The sequence below is a fragment of the Actinomadura rubteroloni genome (assembly GCF_002911665.1).
Taxonomy (GTDB): domain Bacteria; phylum Actinomycetota; class Actinomycetes; order Streptosporangiales; family Streptosporangiaceae; genus Spirillospora; species Spirillospora rubteroloni.
Map to the genome: position 1 here is coordinate 76945 of NZ_MTBP01000003.1, position 15233 is coordinate 92177.

Consider the following 15233-nt stretch of genomic DNA (forward strand, 5'->3'; position numbering starts at 1 on the left):
TGTGAAGACCACGATCCCGCTATGCGGAGATCTGGCCATCAGCCGACGCCTGCTGCGGCACGGGGCGGGTGGACCCGTGAGTGCCGTCGAGTGAGTTTCACCCTAGGGGAAAATTACCTATAGTGCTAGAGGTAATAAGTCCCGGCAGCGAATCCGGCTTGATGGTCGACGTCAGAGGGTGGTTTGGAACCCGCCTTCGCGTCGCCCCACGCGCCCGTCAATGACCGGCCTGTCGAACGTCACCGCTCGTGTCGTGCTCATGAATGAGCCGTAGTGCCCTCTCGCGGTCATGCGCATCGAGGGCGTCGACAAGGTCGCGGTGCGGTGCGTGGCGCTCAGCGGTGTACGCGGCGAGCGGCTGATCACGCCCACCGGCCCCTGGCTGCTCACTCGGGACGAGTTCGGCAACCCCGACGACCTCTGCTCCATCAACGGCGCGGAGGTTCAGAGGGGCCGCACGCGTGACCTGATCTCCAGCATCCCCGCACTGATCGCGAAGCGGCCGCTGTGGGCCTCGGCCGCGGCCCACAGCGCCGGGTCGCCCCGGGCGACGTCCTGGTCTCGTCCATCGAGGGCATCGACGGGTCACGACCGCGAGACCCGTCCTCAGACGAGCGGGGTGATCCTCTCCTCGACGCCGAGCAGGGCCTTGCCGTAGACCTCGAACCCGACGGCGGGTGAGACGACGGCGTGGCGGGCGGCGACGTTCACGTCGCGCCAGATCCGCTGCAACGGACTGACCTCGGCGAATCCGCCGGCCCCGTGGGCGTTCATCAAAACGGTGAGCGCCTCCACGACGTTCTGCACGGCGTGGCCGACGTCGGCGCGGACCCGGGCGCGGGTGGCGTAGTCGAGGTACTCGCCGCGGGCGGCGGCCGCGTCGATGTCGGCGGCGGCCCGGTGGCAGAACAGAGTCGCGGTGTCGATCTTGACGGCGGCGTCGGCGATCTGGAGCTGGAAGGCCACCGATTCGGCCTGGGTCTCGAAGAACGTGTAGGAGATGGGCTTTTTGGCGGCCTTCTCGATGACGAGCTTGAGCGCGGCGCGGCCCATGCCCAGTTGGGGTCCGGCCAGGACGAGGGTGAGCAGCGGTACGAACGAGGACCGGTAGAGGGCCTCCTCGGTGTGCTCGGTCGGATAGGCGCCCTCGATCGCGGCCGGTACCGACAGGACCCGGTGCTCGGGAACGAACAGGTCCTCGCCGACGAGGCAGTTGCTCGCGGTGCCGCGCATGCCGGTGACGTGCCAGACGTCCTCGATGATCAGCTCGGACGCGGGGACCAGGATCAGTCCCTGGTCGACGACTTCGCCGCTCTCGTCGGTCAGAGGGACGCCCAGCACGGCCCAGGTCGACCACCACGATCCGGAGTTGTAGTACCAGCGGCCCGAGACTTGCCAGCCTCCCTCGACTTTCCGCGTCGTGGCGGTGGGGGTGAGGACGCCGGTGACCCGCGGTTCCGGGTCGGCGAACACCTCGTCCTGGGCGCGCTCGGGGTAGAGGGAGGCGAGCCAGTTGCAGACGTTGGTGAGAGCGACGATCCAGCCGGCCGATCCGTCGGCCTCGGCGACCGCGGCGGACACGTCGATCATGGTGCGCATGGAGGTCTCGTAGCCGCCGTAGCGCCGGGGCACGGAGATCTTGAACAGGCCCGCCGCGCCGACGGCCTCGATGCTCTCGGCGGCGACGCGCCGGTCGGTGTCGGACCTGGCGGCGTGCTCGCGCAGCAGGGGCTGGAGCGCTTCGGCTCGGGCGACGAGTTCCGCCGGGGTTGGGGCGGTCATGGGTTCCTCCTCGAGGGGTGCGGTGTCAGCGGGAGCAGGCGGAGATGAGGTCGTCGATCGGCCGGCGGGGCCGGTCGGCGAAACCGGAGTGGGTGCCGAAGATCCGGTTTCCGTAGACGAGCGGGGCCGCCGTCCGGGAGCGCACCGCCCGGACGGTGCCGAGTAGCAGGAGGTGGTCGCCGCCGTCGACGGGCCGAGCCAGATCGCAGGCCAGGAAGCCGGGGGCTTCGGCCAGCCGGGGCAGCCCCTGATCGGTGTACCAGGCGACGGAGGCGAAGCGGTCGCCGCGCCGGGCGAAGGCCAGCGCGGTCTCCGCCTGGCCGCTGCCGAGGATGTTCACTCCGAACCGGCCGGTCCGCAGGATGCGCGCCAGCAGACCCGATGAGCGATCCAGGGCCACGGTCACCATCGGTGGCCGCAACGACAGTGAGGCGAAGGCGCTCACGGTGGTGCCGTGCGGTCCGTCGGCGCTCGTGGTGACGATGGTGACCGGAGCGCAGACCCCGGCCATGAGATCGCGGAACGCCTGTTCGTCGACCATCTCCACCTCATTCATTATGGTCAATGATGGTGAATAATCTCTCGCGGGTAGAACGCGGGTCAAGAGTCCGCCATAATCTTTATGACCGAACCGGCAGGGAGGGCGAGTGACGTCGGCCGAAGAGCAGAGCGAGATACCCGCACTCCGCCGGGCCGACTGGCAGGGCGCGCGCGATGCGGCCAGGCCGCGCGCGGAGGTGGCCGCCGAGAAGGTCGCCGCGCTCGCCGCGCACGTCGAACCGGGTACACGCCTCGGCACCAAGGAGGAGCTCCGGGCGCTGTGCGGCGTGTCCGTCGGCACCTTCAACGAGGCGCTCCGGCTGCTGCAGTCGCGGGAGGTCATCACGATGCGTTCCGGGCCGGGCGGTGGGCTGTTCGCCGCCGAGTCGACGGCCTGGCTCGGGGACGCCGCCGTGATCCTGGACTCCGCCCGCGCCTCGGTGGCCGACGCGGTCCGGCTGCGCAACGCTCTCGACCCCCTGCTGATCGAGGACGCCCTGTGGCACGGCTCTCCCGCTGACTTCGCGGACCTGCGCGAGCATCTCGCGTCCATGGGCAAGGCCACCGAGGCGGGCGACGCGGTCGCCTTCGTCCGGGCCAATTGGCGGCTGCACGCCCGGCTCGCCGACATCAGCCCCAGCCACTGGCTCAGGTCGATCTACACCAAGCTCATAGAGATCATCGAGAGCCACACCATCGAGGTGGTCGCGGCCGGTGACGCGCCGTTGCCGGACTACATCCGGCAGCGGCACGCCCTGCATGCCGACCTCGTCGCGGCGCTGGAACGCCGCGACGCCGACGAGGCCATGCGTCTGATCGCGGCGCACAACACCACCCCGTCCACCGGGCCTTAGCCGGGCACCGTCCCGTATCCGCCCAGAAGGGTCGGCTCGGCAGACCGCGCCTGTTCGGTCGGCCGGGCGACGAGGTCGGCCCCGCCGCCGCGGGGAATCCGGCGACGAAGCCGTCTACCGGGGTAGAGGGCGGCGACCTGCCCGCCAGCAGGCTGTCGAGCAGGGTGACGGACAGACCGCGCAGATCCGTGCCGCCGCCTGGCCGGGCGGCTCTTTCCGGTCAGGCGCTGCTTACGGCACTGCGGCAGCGGTGAAGGTCCGATCGCGGCGCCAAGCTTACGAAGCTCGCTCTTCCGCCACCCCGCTGAGGGCCTCTGGGTTCAGCTCCTCGACGATCCGGTAGAGCAGCCGGTGGACGATGTCCTTGTCCTCGGGCGAAAGCGGGGCGGTCGTTTCGGCCTCGATGCGACGGGTGATCATCGCGGCGCGCGCCGCCACCGGCCTCCCCTGGTCGGTGACGAACAGGCACATGCTGCGGCGGCTGGTGGGATGCGGTTCCCGGCGCAGCAGTCCCCGCTCGACGAGCCGGCCCACCGCCGTCCCCATGGACTGGGCGGTGATACCAGAGCGGCGCGCGATGTCGGCGGCGGTCACACCCGGGCTCCGCACCGTGTGCATCAGGGCGTTGTGCTGAGCCAGGGTGAGATCTTCGGTGCGCAGCGCCCGCTCCAGCATTCCCGCCAGGACCTGGGAGAACTGCCAGGCCAGGTAGCCGGTGGTGGGAAAGGCCGTGTCGGTCACTGCGGCAGTCTATGCGCGGGCGTCGCGCCAGTAGAGGATGGCCGCGGTAAGGGCGATCCACACCGTGAGGACGGTGACGCCGACGACCACTCCGTCGTTGTCGAAGTGCGACAGGCCCTGGATGGCCCGCACGCCCACGCCTACGGGAAGGATCTCCGACAGCGGACGCAACCAGCCGGGGAGGTACGCGGTGGGGAGCGTCCCCCCGCTGGTGCTGTTGCCGAAGGTCAACAGCACCACGGCCGCCAGCGACATCCCGGCCCGGCCGAACAGCCGCAGGAACACCATCGTCGCGCCGCCGACCGCGGCGGCCATCAACGCGATGATCGTCGCGATGCCGAGGAACGGGCCGGGCAGCGCCGCGAACCCGAGGCTCCCGGTCAACAGCGCCACCAGGACGCCGCCGAGGACGCTGAACGCCGAAAGGCTGGCCATCCGCCACCGGTACTCCAGCCGGGGGGCGACCTGGTAGGTCATCAGCCCGAACAGGAAGCCGGCCAAGACAATGCCGAAACCGGCGTAGAACACCGACATGCCGCGGGTGTCGCCGGCCACGGCGGGGACGACGTCGTGCTCGGTGAGCCGGCGGCCTCTCGCCGCGGTCAGCCCGGAGAAGGCTCCGCTGACGGTCGAGGTGACCGAGGGGCCGTTGGCTCCGGCGTACAGCAGCTCATCGGCCTTCCCGGAGCCCGGCACGTAGGCGGCGTAGACCGTCCGGTCCTGGACCGCGCGGCGCGCCGCGTCCGCGTCCGCGTACCGCTTCACCTCGAACCCGCCGGGCAGCGCGCGCTCCAGGCCGTTGGCGACCTGGCCGGCCTGCGCTGCGGTTCCGACGACCGCGACCGGCAGATCGTGCGGACGCGGCGCGTGGAAGGCCGCCAGGAACACGCTGACGAAGATCGCGCCGATGGCCAGCACGATCCCGACCGGAAGCAGGATTCCCTTGAGCCCGGTCGCACCGGGCGGCGCGGGCGCGGCATCCACGGCGTGGTGAGCCGGTGCGCGCGCCTCCTCGGAAGGGGCGGGTGAGGTGGCCATCAGACGTGAGCTCCCAACTCTTAAATATAAGGTGCCTTATATCTCTACCATAGAGATATAAGGCACCTTGCTCTTGCCCTGGGGAGAGGCTCGTCACACCCGATGGGGCCGGGCTCGGCGTCAATCCGGCGTCGGCGGGTCGGGAATCGGCGGGGTCGACCGTCAGGCGGACCATCGGCAGGCGCTCGACGCGCCGCCCGGCCGCCTCTCGATCGTGGCGCGCGGCAGCCGCCACGCGCGGCCGTGCCGTTCGACACAGATGTTCAGCGCGACTGCATGGCGACCAGAGGCGCGCTGATCATGGCGGACCCCGCGGCCGAACGCCTCTGTGAGCTACTGCGCGGCGCGGATTTCGCCTTCACCAACTTGGAAATGGTCCCGAGCAGCGGGCGGGGCCATCCGGTGCGCAACGCGGCTCCGACGGCGCCTTCCGCGCGCCCGACGTCGGACACCTCACCCCGCAGTACCGCGTCACCCACCGAGGCCGCACGGCACCGCTGAACGACATCACCGGCGGCGGCCTCATCGTCCTGGCCGACGGCGACATCGCGTGCTCAGCACTCGACTCCGCCGGCCGGGAGTTCCTCGACCGGATCGGCGCCATGTCGCCTGACACCCCACACCGGCCGCCGGGGCAGCACAGATCACTCACCACGACGCCCGAAAGGTGGCCCGGTTCTCAGGCGCCGCCGGCACTCGGCGAGTGCATGTGTCCTCCACCCTCGGGCAAGCCGCACAATCCATAGCTCTAGAGATAAACTGGAGGCGTGAGTGACTATTCCGCCGCAAGTCTCCCGGCCGAGTTGGTGCGGTTGACGTGGGCCCTTCATCGAGCCTTGCTCCAGCGGCAGACGCCCCCCGCGGGCGAAGTGACTCGTCCGCTGGCTCAGGTTGAAGTGCTGCGGCTCGTCGCAAGCCAGCCGGGGATCAGCGTGCGGGGAGTTGCGGAGGCCCTCCGCATGCATCCCAACAATGTCAGCACCCTCGTCAGCCGACTGCAGCACGACGGCCTGCTGGAACGGCGCCGCAGTGAGCACGACCGCCGCGCCGCGGAATTGCACCCCAGTGAAAGAAGCCTTGCCTTCGGCGCCGAGGTGAACGAAAGTCTGCACCGCGCGATCGGCGAAGCCTTGAGCCACCTCGACCCCGCCGCCGTGACGCGCATCACCGGTGCACTCCCCGACCTGGAAGAACTGATCCGCGCCTTGCCCTCTACTCCCTGAGTCGGCTCTTCAGGAGCCCACTGCGCCCATCCAGCCCACACCTGACCACGACCCGATTCGGGGCGGCATCGGCAGATCCTTGGTTCGGCTGGCGAGTGGATCGCGGTCGACGTTCAGTGTGGCGGGTTCGCTGGCCGAGCGGCAATGTTCGGGCACGTCCTGCCTCGCTGCAGTGGCCGAGGGTCCCTGCGGGCCGAGCAAGCGGGCGTGGCGCATGGAGCGCCGTCGCGAGCGTCTGGATGGTGCTGATGAGCGTCGCCATGTCGGCTGAGCATCTGCGGTGAGAGCGAGCTCGAACCGAGGAGTCGCAGCCATCCTCGCTGTGATGCTGGCTGGAGAGAGTTGCCGCGGAATGCATGAAGGTGCAGGTCGGGCTAGAGGCCGGTGGAGCGGGCGATGATCTCTTTCATGATCTCGTTGGAGCCGGCCCAGATGCGGGTGACGCGGGCGTCCATCCAGGCGCGGGCCACGCGGTATTCGCGCATGTAGCCGTAGCCGCCGAAGAGTTGGACGCAGGCGTCGATCACCTCGTTCTGGACTTCGGAGGTCCAGTATTTGGCCTTGGAGGCGTCCACTGAGTTCAGGTCGCCGGTCACGTGGGCGGCCAGGCATTGGTCGACGAACGCCTGGGCCACGTCGAGTTTGGTGATGAGTTCGGCGATCAGGAATTTGTTGTGCTGGAAGGAGCCGATGGGCTGGCCGAAGGCTTTGCGGTCTTTCGCGTAGGTGAGGGTTTCGTCCAGGACGCCGCGTGCGTGGGCCACGTTCGCTATCGCGCAGGAGAGGCGTTCTTGGGGGAGGCGTTCCATCATGTGGATGAAGCCGCGGTCGACGTCGCCGATGCGGAAGGTGTCGGGGACGCGGACGTCGGTGAAGTACAGCTCGGACGTGTCGGCTTCCGGCTGGCCTACCTTGTCCAGTTTGGTGCCGCGGGTGAAGCCGGGGGTGTCGGCTTCTACGCCGAAGAGGGTGATGCCCTTGGCGCCGCGAGAGGGGTCGGTCTTCGCCGCGACGATCACTAGGTCGGCGTGGCCGCCGTTGGTGATGAAGGTCTTCGAGCCGTTGATCACCCAGGAGTCGCCGTCCCGGACGGCCGTGGTGCGCAGTGCGGCCAGGTCAGAGCCGCCGGAGGGTTCGGTCATTCCGATCGCCGTGATCAGCTCGCCCGTGCAGAATTTCGGCAGCCAGCGCGCTTTTGCCTCGGCGGTTGCTAGTTCCAGCAGGTAGGGCGCGCAGATGTCAGTGTGAATACTGACGATCGAGTTGTAGGCGACGGCCACCCGCGCCAGTTCTTCGCCCAGGACTGCGTTGTACCGGAAGTCGTCCGCCTCCTGGCCGCCGAACTCTGCGGGCACCTGCATGCCCAGGAAGCCCTGGCGGCCTGCTTCCAGCCAGACCGAGCGCCTGAGCGCACGCTCAGTGCGGATCGTCTCGTCCAGGGGCAGCAGTGTCCGCTCCACGAACTCCCGGACGGACGCGCGGAACAGCTCGTGCTCAGCCTCGAAGACGGTACGGCGCATGGCTGGAACCTCCCGGACTCACCGATGTCGCCGCCAGTGTACTGAGCGCCCGCTTAGGATGATCCGGTGGACGAGATGTGGGACGCCGTCACCCCCGAGGCGTCGCGGCGCATGCTGGCCGCCGCCGTGGACGCCTTCGCCGAGCGGGGGTATCACGGCACGTCCACCCGGCAGATCGCGGCGGCGGCCGGGATGAGCCCCGCCGCGCTGTACGTCCACTACCGCACCAAGGCGGACCTGCTATATCGCATCGCCGAGCGCGTCCATGTCTCGGTGCTGGAGACGCTGAGCGCGGCGATGCAGGACGTCGACGGGCACCCCGAGCGGATCCGCGCGCTGATGTACGCGTTCGCGCGCTGGCACGCCCGCCACCACCACGCCGCGCGGGTCATCCAGAACGAGCTGGGCGCGCTGGAGGCCGGGCACGCCCGGAAGATCGCCGCGCTGCGCCGCGAGGTCCGGACGCTGCTGCGCGACGCGGTGCGGGCGGGCGCGGCGGCGGGGGAGTTCGACGTCGCCGACGTGGACGGGACGAGCCGCGCCCTCGCCTCCCTCGCCATCGACGTCTGCCGCTGGTACCGCCCGGACGGCCCGCGCACCCCCGACGAGATCGGCGCCCTCTACGCCCACCTCGCGCTGCGGATGCTGCGCGCGGACTGACGGGTCAGTCCCACCAGAACGACCACCACGTCTTGCCGCGGATCTCCTCGGCGTACCCGGCGAGCGTGCCGGGGCCCTGGAACAGGATGTCGGGGCAGAACGCCCAGTGCTCGGCGGCGACCTGGAGCGCGTGCCGGGCCGTCACCGGAGGGGCCGCGACGGACAGCTCCAGCGTGTTGAAGCCCATCCCGACGACGCGCGCGGCGAACCGGTCCTCCCAGCTCCGCACGACGGCCGACAGCGGCGCCGTCCACTCGTTGTGGTTCAGCGCGCCCTGCCAGCCGGCGGCGGCCAGCGCGTCCGCGCCGCGCTCCACCGCGACGAGCCCGAGGGACAGGCCGCGCCCGGCGAGCGAGCGGGCGTGCCGGTCGGCGACGGCGCCGGGGTCGTCCATCGCGGCGCCGCGCGGGGCGGGTCCGGGGCAGTCGAGGCCGAAGGGGGCGAGGTCGTGGGCCTCCTCGGCGGTCGCCTGATCGGCCCAGTCGCTCCACACCTCGGACATGAACGCGATCGGGGCGTAGTTGCCGATGTCCTCGACGGGCTCGGGCGCGATCTGCCCGGCGGCCCAGGGCTGGTCGGACTCGTCCAGCAGCAGCGGCCAGAGCCCGGACCGCTCGTGCTCGGCGCGCAGCCGCGCCCACAGCTCGCCGGTGACGGGCTCGTCGCTCACCCAGAACGCGGGTCGGAGCTGGATCTGGCGCTGCGGGTAGCCGGGATCGGGCCAGACGAGGTCGCCGGGCGGCAGCGGCGTGGTGAGAGTCCGTCCCGCGGCGCCGTCGGCGAAGAGCTGCGGCAGGTTGCCGGGCAGCCGGGGCCGTAGATCGAGGTCGTCCATTTCACGCCGTTCCGGTCCAGATCATGCCAACGGGATCTTGACACTCCGGGAATGGTAACGGCGGACGGCCCGGCTGGGGGACGACCTGCGCGTTTCGCCGCCCCGGCGCGGGCGGCGGGACGGTTCGTGCCAGGTCACCGGCCCGTGCCGTCCGGTCACGATCTGATAGCGGCCGGTGGGGTCTGGCCATCGGTGATCACGAGTGATAGAAATCAGGCGCTTATTACCGGTTTCTACCCCTCGGAGCCCCGGCATGGCGCGTCGTCCCGTTCTGTCCGTCGCCGTCGCCGGGGCGCTGGTCCTCGCCGGGGCCGTCCCGGCGCACGCCGCCCCCGCGGGCGGACGGTCCGCCGAGGTCGCGTCGTTCGACGGCACCAAGATCGTGACGTACTTCTTCCCGGCGCAGGGCCTCGCGCGGGACGGGAAGGCGCCCACGATCCTGCTCGGCCACGGCTGGGGCGGACGCGCCGCCACCGACGTGACCAGTGGCGACCTCAAGGCGTTCACGACCGCCGGCTACAACGTCGTCACCTGGAACGCGCGCGGCTTCGGCTCGCCCGGCGCGGCCCACGTGGACCGGCCCGAGGTCGAGGGCCGCGACGTCCGCAAGATCATCGACTGGACGGCGAAGCAGCCCGAAGCCCAGCTCGACCGCAAGAACGACCCGCGCCTCGGGATGGCGGGCGGCAGCTACGGCGGCGGTATCCAGCTCGTCGCGGCCGGGACGGACGCCCGCGTGGACGCCATCGTCCCGACCATCGCGTTCACCAACGTCCGCCGCAGCCTCTACCCGGACGACGTGTTCAAGGCGGGCTGGGGCCTGCTGCTGTGCGCGGGCGGCATGCTCAACGGCAACCGGGTGGCGGACGAGGTCGCGCAGGGCTGCGCCGAGGGCCTGCTCACCGGGAAGCTGTCGGACGCCACCGCCCGCTGGTTCGAGGGCGCGGGCGCCGGGGACCTCGTCAAGAACATCAGGATCCCGACGCTCGTCGTCCAGGGCACGGTCGACACCCTGTTCACGCTGCGCGAGGGCATCGGCTTCTACCAGCGGATCAAGGCCAACCGCGCCCCGGTCAAGATGATCTGGTTCTGCGGCGGCCACGGAGAATGCAAGACCAAGCCCGGCCCCGCGGGCGTCCTGACGGCCCGCACGCTCGCCTGGTTCGACCGCTACCTCAAGAAGAAGCCCGTCCAGACCGGCCCCGGCTTCGAGTACATCGACCAGGACGGCGTCTACCGGTCCGCCCCCGCCTACCCGCCCGCGTCCACCGGAGCGCTCCGCGCCGAGGGCAAGGGAAGCCTGACGCTCAGCCCGTTCGACAGCTCCGGCTCCCAGATCGCAGCCGCCCCCGCGTCCCACGCGCTGAACATCGCGATCCCCGCGCCGCGCAAGGCGGGCCGGGCGCTCGGCGTCCCGCACCTGACGCTCACCTACAAGGGCAACGCGCTCAACGATCGGACGGCGCTCTACGCCCAGATCGTCGACCAGAAGACGGGCGTCGTCGTCGGCAACCAGGCCACTCCGCTGCCGGTCACGCTGGACGGCAGGAAGCGGACGCTCTCGCGCGACCTGGAGGCCGTCGCCTGGACGGTCGCGCCGGACAGCCGGCTCGTCCTGCAAATTACCGACGGCACCGCGCTGTTCACCGGGCAGAAGGCCGTCGGCGCGGTGGACGTGACGGACGCGTCCCTGACCGTCCCGACGACCGGGCAGGGCTGACTCACCGGACGTGGCGCTCCACGCGCTCGCCCGAGCGCAGCCGGTCCAGCCCCAGCCAGATGAACTCCAGCGCCATCGCCTCGGCCTCCTCCCGCGCGGTGTCGGGGTGCTCCAGCCACCACGACACCGACGACAGGATCGCCCCGTACATCAGCGGGACGAGCAGCCGCGCCCGCCGCTCGTTCACCGCGAGCGCGGCGGGCGACAGCGTCGGGTCGCTGCGGCGCCGGACGAGCAGCAGCCCCGCGAACGCCTCGCCGAGCCGGTCGCGCAGCCCGCGCAGCTCCCCGCCGCCCTGGAACTTGTCCAGGTGGCGGACGATGAAGCTCCACGCGTCCGGCTCGTCGGTCGCGTAGTCGAACAGGACGCGGATCATCGCGGCGATCCGCGCCGCCGAGTCCTGCTCGGCCAGCACCGCCGCGCTCAGCCGCCGGGTCAGCTCGGCGACGATGGCGGCGGACACGTCGGCGAACAGCTCGTCCTTGGACGGGAAGTGCTGGTAGAGCAGGGCCTTGGAGACCTGCGCGGCGGCGGCGACGTGCTCCATCTGCGTGTCGTGGTAGCCGCGTCGCCCGAACTCGCCGAGCGCGACCCCGCGCAACTGCTCGCGCCGCCGGGCGTGCGGCATCCGCCGTCGGCCCGCCGTGTCCGTCACGCGTACTTCGCCAGCTCGGTGCGCGCCACCGACCGGACGTGGACCTCGTCCGGCCCGTCGGCGAGCCGCAGCGTCCGCGCGCCCGCCCACATCGCGGCCAGCGGGAAGTCGTCGGACACCCCGCCCGCGCCGTGGACCTGGATCGCGTCGTCCAGCACGCGCAGCGCCGTGCGCGGCACGATCACCTTGATCGCCGCGACCTCCGACCGCGCCGCCTTGACGCCGTGCGCGTCGATCAGCCAGGCGGTCTTCAGCGTCAGCAGCCGGGCCTGCTCGATCGCCATCCGCGCCTCGGCGATCTGCTGCCGGACGACGCCCTGCGCGGCCAGCGGCTTCCCGAACGCCACCCGCGACACGGCCCGCCGGCACATCAGCTCCAGCGCCCGCTCGGCCATGCCGATCGCGCGCATGCAGTGGTGGACGCGGCCGGGTCCCAGGCGGGCCTGCGCGATGGCGAACCCGCCGCCCTCCTCGCCGATCAGGTTCTCCACCGGGACGCGGACGTCGGTGAACCGGATCTCGCAGTGCCCCTCCTGGTCGTGGTACCCGAACACCGGCAGCGCCCGGACGACCTCGACGCCCGGCGCGTCCATCGGGACGAGCACCATCGACTGCTGCCGGTAGGGGTGTCCCTCGGGGTCGGTCTTGCCCATGACGATCAGGACGGCGCAGCGCGGGTCGGCGGTCCCGGTGATCCACCACTTGCGGCCGTTGATCACGTAGTGGTCGCCGTCGCGTTCGATGCGGGTGGCGATGTTGCGGGCGTCGGAGCTGGCGACGTCCGGCTCGGTCATCGCGAAGCCGGACCGGATCGTCCCGTCGAGCAGCGGCGCAAGCCAGCGCTTCTTCTGCTCGGGCGTCCCGAACAGGTCGAGGACCTCCATGTTGCCGGTGTCGGGCGCCGAGCAGTTGAGCGCCTCGGGGGCCAGCAGCGGCGACCGTCCGGTCAGCTCGGCGAGCGGCGCGTAGTCGGTGACGCTCAGCCCGTGCGCCGGGTCGGTCGCGTGGGGGAGGAACAAGTTCCACAGGCCGCGCTCGCGCGCCTCGGCCTTGAGGTCGTCCACGACGGACGGGAGGTCGTGCGGACGTCCGGCGGCGGCCAGCTCGCGGCGCTGCGCGGCGTAGACCGGCTCGGCGGGGTAGACGCGCTCGTCCATGAAGCCCTGGAGGCGGGCCAGGTACTCCTGGGCGCGCCCGCTCGGTGCGAAGTCCATGGGGGCTAGAGTAACTGACGAGTCAGTTACTTGATGGGGAGGTCCCATGACGGGCGCGTACGATCCGGACGGCAAGGTCGCCGTCATCACCGGCGGATCCAACGGCATCGGCGCGGCGGTCGCGCGCCGTCTCGCCGCGGGCGGCGCCCGGCTGGTGCTCGCCGACATCGACGCCGACCGGGGCGCGGCGCTCGCCGCCGAACTGGACGCCGTCTTCGTCCGGTGCGACGTCACCGAGCCCGCCGACAGCGTCGCGGCCGTCGCCACCGCCGTCGACCGGTTCGGCGGCCTCGACCTCGCCTTCCTCAACGCTGGGATCGCGACCGGCTTCGGCCTCGGCGACGACTTCGACCCCGTCGCCTACCGCCGCGTGATGGGCGTCAACCTCGACGGCGTCGTCTTCGGCGTCCGCGCGGCGCTGCCCGCGCTGCGCGCCCGCGGCGGCGGCGACATCGTCGCGACCGCGAGCATGGCCGGGCTCACCGCGATGCCGCTGGACCCGGTCTACGGGACGAACAAGGCCGCCGTCGTCGGGCTCGTCCGCGCGCTCGGCCCCGGGCACGCCGGGGAGAACATCCGGGTCAACGCGCTGTGCCCGTCGTTCGCCGACACCGCCATCATCGGCCCGATCAAGGAGCACCTGGCATCGGTGGAGTTCCCGATCCTCGCGGTCTCCGACGTCGTGGACGCGTTCTTCGACATCCTCGCCGGGGAAGGCACCGGCGAGGCGTGGTTCGTCGTCCCGGGCCGCGAGTCCGCGCCGTTCGCCTTCCGGGGCGTCCCCGGTCCCCGCTGACCAGAACGAACAGGAGCATCCATGCGCGCGATCCAGATCACCGAGTTCGGCGGACCGGACGTCCTGACGCTCACCGAGCTGCCCGACCCCGAGCCGGGCCCCGGCGAGCTGCTGCTCGACGTCTCCCGCGCCGGGGTCAACTACGCCGACACCCACCAGGCCGAGAACAGCTACCTGGCGCAGGCCGCGCTGCCGCTGGTGCCCGGAGCCGAGGCCGTCGGCCGCACCTCGGACGGGCGCCGCGTCGTCGCCCTGCTCGGCTCGGGCGGCTACGCGGAGAAGGCCGTCGCGCCCGCCGCGACCGCCTGGGACGTGCCCGACGCCGTGGACGACCTGTCCGCGCTCGGCCTCGTCGTGCAGGGCGCGTCGGCGTGGCTGCTGCTGCGGCGCAGCGTCCACCTCGCGCCCGGCGAGTCGGTCGTCGTCCACGCCGCCGCCGGGGGAGTGGGCACGCTCGCCGTCCAGCTCGCCAAGGCGTGGGGCGCCGGACGGGTCATCGCGACCGCGTCCAGCAAGGAGAAGCGCGACCTCGCGCTGGACCTCGGCGCGGACGTCGCCGTCGACCCCGCCGAACCGGACCTGAAGGCCGCGCTGATCGACGCCAACGAGGGCCGCCGCGTGGACGTCGTGCTGGAGATGACCGGCGGATCGGTCACCGACCAGAGCCTGCGCGCCCTCGCGCCGTTCGGGCGGCTCGCGTTCTACGGCATGGCGTCGCGGACGCCGCCGTCGCCGGTGCAGCCCGCCGCGCTGATGGCGCACTCCACGACGATCGCGGGCATGTGGCTGGCGCACGTGTTCCAGCTCCCCGGCGACGTCATGCGCACCGCGCTGGACGAGTTGTTCGGGCTCGTCGCCGACGGGCGGCTGCGGGTCGTCGCGGGCGGCGAGTACGGGCTGGCCGAGGCGCGCCGCGCGCACGAGGACCTGCGGGCCCGCCGCACCACCGGCAAGCTGGTGCTCGACCCTAGCCGGTGAGCCCGTTCTCGTAGGCGAACACGACGGCCTGCGTCCGGTCCCGCAGGGCGAGCTTGGTCAGCAGGTGCCCGACGTGGGTCTTGACGGTCTGCTCGGCGAGCACGAGCTCGGCCGCGATCTCGGCGTTGGACAGCCCCCGCGCGACCAGGCGCAGGACGTCCATCTCGCGCGGGGTGAGCCCCGCGGTCGCGGTCGGGCTCGGCCGCTGGTGCCGCCGGCGGCGGGCGAAGTCGCCGATGAGCCGCCGGGTGATGGACGGCGCGAGCAGCGCGTCCCCGGACGCGACGATCTGAACGCCGCGCACGAGGTCGGCCGCCGACGCGTCCTTCAGCAGGAACCCGCTGGCCCCGGCGGCGAGCGCCTCGTAGACGTACTCGTCCAGGTCGAACGTCGTCAGCATCAGCACCTTCGGCCGGATCTGCGCCGGGTCGGCGCCGTCCCGGTCGCGGTGCAGTTCGGCGGTCGCGGCCAGGCCGTCCATCTCGGGCATCCGGATGTCCATCACGACGACGTCCGGGTCGAGGCGGCGGGCCAGCTCGACCGCCTCCCGGCCGTCCCCGGCCTGCCCGATCACCTCGATGCCGGGATCGGAGGACAGCAGGGCCGCGAGGCCGTCCCGGATCATCTCCTGGTCGTCGGCGATCAGCACCCGAATCGTCACGCGTGAACCCTAACGG

Annotated in this window: 16 protein-coding genes; 7 read left to right on the forward strand and 9 right to left on the reverse strand. The window is 71.5% G+C overall.

Features of this window, described 5'->3' with window-relative positions; genetic code table 11:
• Window positions 1-289 precede the first annotated feature (289 nt).
• Window positions 290-658 carry a fumarylacetoacetate hydrolase family protein gene (locus BTM25_RS21725; protein WP_205648210.1) on the forward strand — a complete coding sequence of 123 codons (369 nt, stop codon included), beginning with the start codon at window positions 290-292 and terminating at the stop codon, window positions 656-658.
• Here the strand turns inward: BTM25_RS21725 and BTM25_RS21730 are convergent.
• Both BTM25_RS21730 and BTM25_RS21735 read right to left on the reverse strand, forming a co-directional pair.
• Window positions 607-1782, reverse strand: coding sequence for an acyl-CoA dehydrogenase family protein (locus BTM25_RS21730; protein ID WP_103564857.1), 1176 nt, complete (start codon window positions 1780-1782; stop codon window positions 607-609). The genes BTM25_RS21725 and BTM25_RS21730 overlap by 52 nt on opposite strands.
• A gap of 25 nt (window positions 1783-1807) precedes the next feature.
• Window positions 1808-2323 carry a flavin reductase family protein gene (locus tag BTM25_RS21735; protein WP_103565276.1) on the reverse strand — a complete coding sequence of 172 codons (516 nt, stop codon included), beginning with the start codon at window positions 2321-2323 and terminating at the stop codon, window positions 1808-1810.
• A 106-nt stretch (window positions 2324-2429) separates the two neighbouring features.
• Here BTM25_RS21735 and BTM25_RS21740 point away from each other — a divergent pair, with 106 nt between their 5' ends.
• Entirely contained in the window at window positions 2430-3176 is a 747-nt protein-coding gene (locus BTM25_RS21740) for a FadR/GntR family transcriptional regulator (RefSeq protein WP_235828557.1), read from the forward strand.
• Between the two features lie 276 nt (window positions 3177-3452).
• Here the strand turns inward: BTM25_RS21740 and BTM25_RS21745 are convergent, their stop codons facing one another.
• Window positions 3453-3917 (reverse strand): MarR family winged helix-turn-helix transcriptional regulator, encoded by a 465-nt coding sequence (locus BTM25_RS21745; RefSeq protein WP_205648211.1) that lies wholly within the window; start codon window positions 3915-3917, stop codon window positions 3453-3455.
• A 9-nt stretch (window positions 3918-3926) separates the two neighbouring features.
• Window positions 3927-4955 carry an ABC-2 transporter permease gene (locus tag BTM25_RS21750; RefSeq protein ID WP_205648212.1) on the reverse strand — a complete coding sequence of 343 codons (1029 nt, stop codon included), beginning with the start codon at window positions 4953-4955 and terminating at the stop codon, window positions 3927-3929.
• A 767-nt stretch (window positions 4956-5722) separates the two neighbouring features.
• On the opposite strand from BTM25_RS21750, the gene BTM25_RS21760 reads away from it, so the two are divergent.
• The gene (locus BTM25_RS21760) at window positions 5723-6178 is read left to right on the forward strand and encodes a MarR family winged helix-turn-helix transcriptional regulator (RefSeq protein ID WP_205648213.1); all 456 of its coding nucleotides are present in this window, start codon (window positions 5723-5725) and stop codon (window positions 6176-6178) included.
• A gap of 374 nt (window positions 6179-6552) precedes the next feature.
• Here BTM25_RS21760 and BTM25_RS21765 read toward each other — a convergent pair whose 3' ends face one another.
• Window positions 6553-7698: an acyl-CoA dehydrogenase family protein gene (locus BTM25_RS21765; RefSeq protein ID WP_103564858.1), complete on the reverse strand. Its 1146-nt coding sequence runs from the start codon at window positions 7696-7698 to the stop codon at window positions 6553-6555.
• A 75-nt stretch (window positions 7699-7773) separates the two neighbouring features.
• Between BTM25_RS21765 and BTM25_RS21770 the strand changes: the two genes are divergently transcribed.
• A complete protein-coding gene (locus BTM25_RS21770) occupies window positions 7774-8358 on the forward strand; it encodes a TetR family transcriptional regulator (RefSeq protein WP_103565281.1) in 585 nt (194 codons plus the stop codon).
• Between the two features lie 4 nt (window positions 8359-8362).
• On the opposite strand, the gene BTM25_RS21775 is transcribed toward BTM25_RS21770, so the two are convergent.
• On the reverse strand, window positions 8363-9193 hold the full coding sequence (locus tag BTM25_RS21775; RefSeq protein WP_103564859.1) for a DUF4253 domain-containing protein: 831 nt from the start codon (window positions 9191-9193) through the stop codon (window positions 8363-8365).
• A gap of 253 nt (window positions 9194-9446) precedes the next feature.
• Between BTM25_RS21775 and BTM25_RS21780 the strand changes: the two genes are divergently transcribed.
• Window positions 9447-10913, forward strand: a complete 1467-nt coding sequence (locus BTM25_RS21780; protein WP_103564860.1) for an alpha/beta hydrolase family protein — start codon at window positions 9447-9449, stop codon at window positions 10911-10913.
• Window position 10914: 1 nt separating this feature from the next.
• On the opposite strand, the gene BTM25_RS21785 is transcribed toward BTM25_RS21780, so the two are convergent.
• Window positions 10915-11568, reverse strand: coding sequence for a TetR/AcrR family transcriptional regulator (locus BTM25_RS21785; protein WP_235828558.1), 654 nt, complete (start codon window positions 11566-11568; stop codon window positions 10915-10917).
• Window positions 11565-12782: an acyl-CoA dehydrogenase family protein gene (locus tag BTM25_RS21790; protein WP_103564861.1), complete on the reverse strand. Its 1218-nt coding sequence runs from the start codon at window positions 12780-12782 to the stop codon at window positions 11565-11567. The genes BTM25_RS21785 and BTM25_RS21790 overlap by 4 nt, the downstream gene beginning before the upstream one ends.
• Window positions 12783-12828: 46 nt before the next feature.
• Here BTM25_RS21790 and BTM25_RS21795 point away from each other — a divergent pair, with 46 nt between their 5' ends.
• Window positions 12829-13578 (forward strand): SDR family oxidoreductase, encoded by a 750-nt coding sequence (locus tag BTM25_RS21795; protein ID WP_103564862.1) that lies wholly within the window; start codon window positions 12829-12831, stop codon window positions 13576-13578.
• Between the two features lie 21 nt (window positions 13579-13599).
• Window positions 13600-14556, forward strand: coding sequence for a quinone oxidoreductase family protein (locus BTM25_RS21800; protein WP_103564863.1), 957 nt, complete (start codon window positions 13600-13602; stop codon window positions 14554-14556).
• Here the strand turns inward: BTM25_RS21800 and BTM25_RS21805 are convergent.
• Window positions 14546-15217 carry a response regulator gene (locus BTM25_RS21805; protein ID WP_103564864.1) on the reverse strand — a complete coding sequence of 224 codons (672 nt, stop codon included), beginning with the start codon at window positions 15215-15217 and terminating at the stop codon, window positions 14546-14548. The two genes, BTM25_RS21800 and BTM25_RS21805, sit on opposite strands and share 11 nt — an antisense overlap.
• Between the last annotated feature and the right edge of the window lie 16 nt (window positions 15218-15233).

Excerpts from the sequence above, each read along its gene's own strand:
- BTM25_RS21765 (WP_103564858.1), bottom strand. The coding sequence starts at position 7,698 with ATGCGCCGTACCGTCTTCGAGGCTGAGCACGAGCTGTTCCGCGCGTCC.
- BTM25_RS21780 (WP_103564860.1), top strand. The coding sequence starts at position 9,447 with ATGGCGCGTCGTCCCGTTCTGTCCGTCGCCGTCGCCGGGGCGCTGGTC.
- BTM25_RS21775 (WP_103564859.1), bottom strand. The coding sequence starts at position 9,193 with ATGGACGACCTCGATCTACGGCCCCGGCTGCCCGGCAACCTGCCGCAG.
- BTM25_RS21730 (WP_103564857.1), bottom strand. The coding sequence starts at position 1,782 with ATGACCGCCCCAACCCCGGCGGAACTCGTCGCCCGAGCCGAAGCGCTC.
- BTM25_RS21770 (WP_103565281.1), top strand. The coding sequence starts at position 7,774 with ATGTGGGACGCCGTCACCCCCGAGGCGTCGCGGCGCATGCTGGCCGCC.
- BTM25_RS21750 (WP_205648212.1), bottom strand. The coding sequence starts at position 4,955 with ATGGCCACCTCACCCGCCCCTTCCGAGGAGGCGCGCGCACCGGCTCAC.
- BTM25_RS21800 (WP_103564863.1), top strand. The coding sequence starts at position 13,600 with ATGCGCGCGATCCAGATCACCGAGTTCGGCGGACCGGACGTCCTGACG.
- BTM25_RS21790 (WP_103564861.1), bottom strand. The coding sequence starts at position 12,782 with ATGGACTTCGCACCGAGCGGGCGCGCCCAGGAGTACCTGGCCCGCCTC.
- BTM25_RS21725 (WP_205648210.1), top strand. The coding sequence starts at position 290 with ATGCGCATCGAGGGCGTCGACAAGGTCGCGGTGCGGTGCGTGGCGCTC.
- BTM25_RS21795 (WP_103564862.1), top strand. The coding sequence starts at position 12,829 with ATGACGGGCGCGTACGATCCGGACGGCAAGGTCGCCGTCATCACCGGC.
- BTM25_RS21735 (WP_103565276.1), bottom strand. The coding sequence starts at position 2,323 with ATGGTCGACGAACAGGCGTTCCGCGATCTCATGGCCGGGGTCTGCGCT.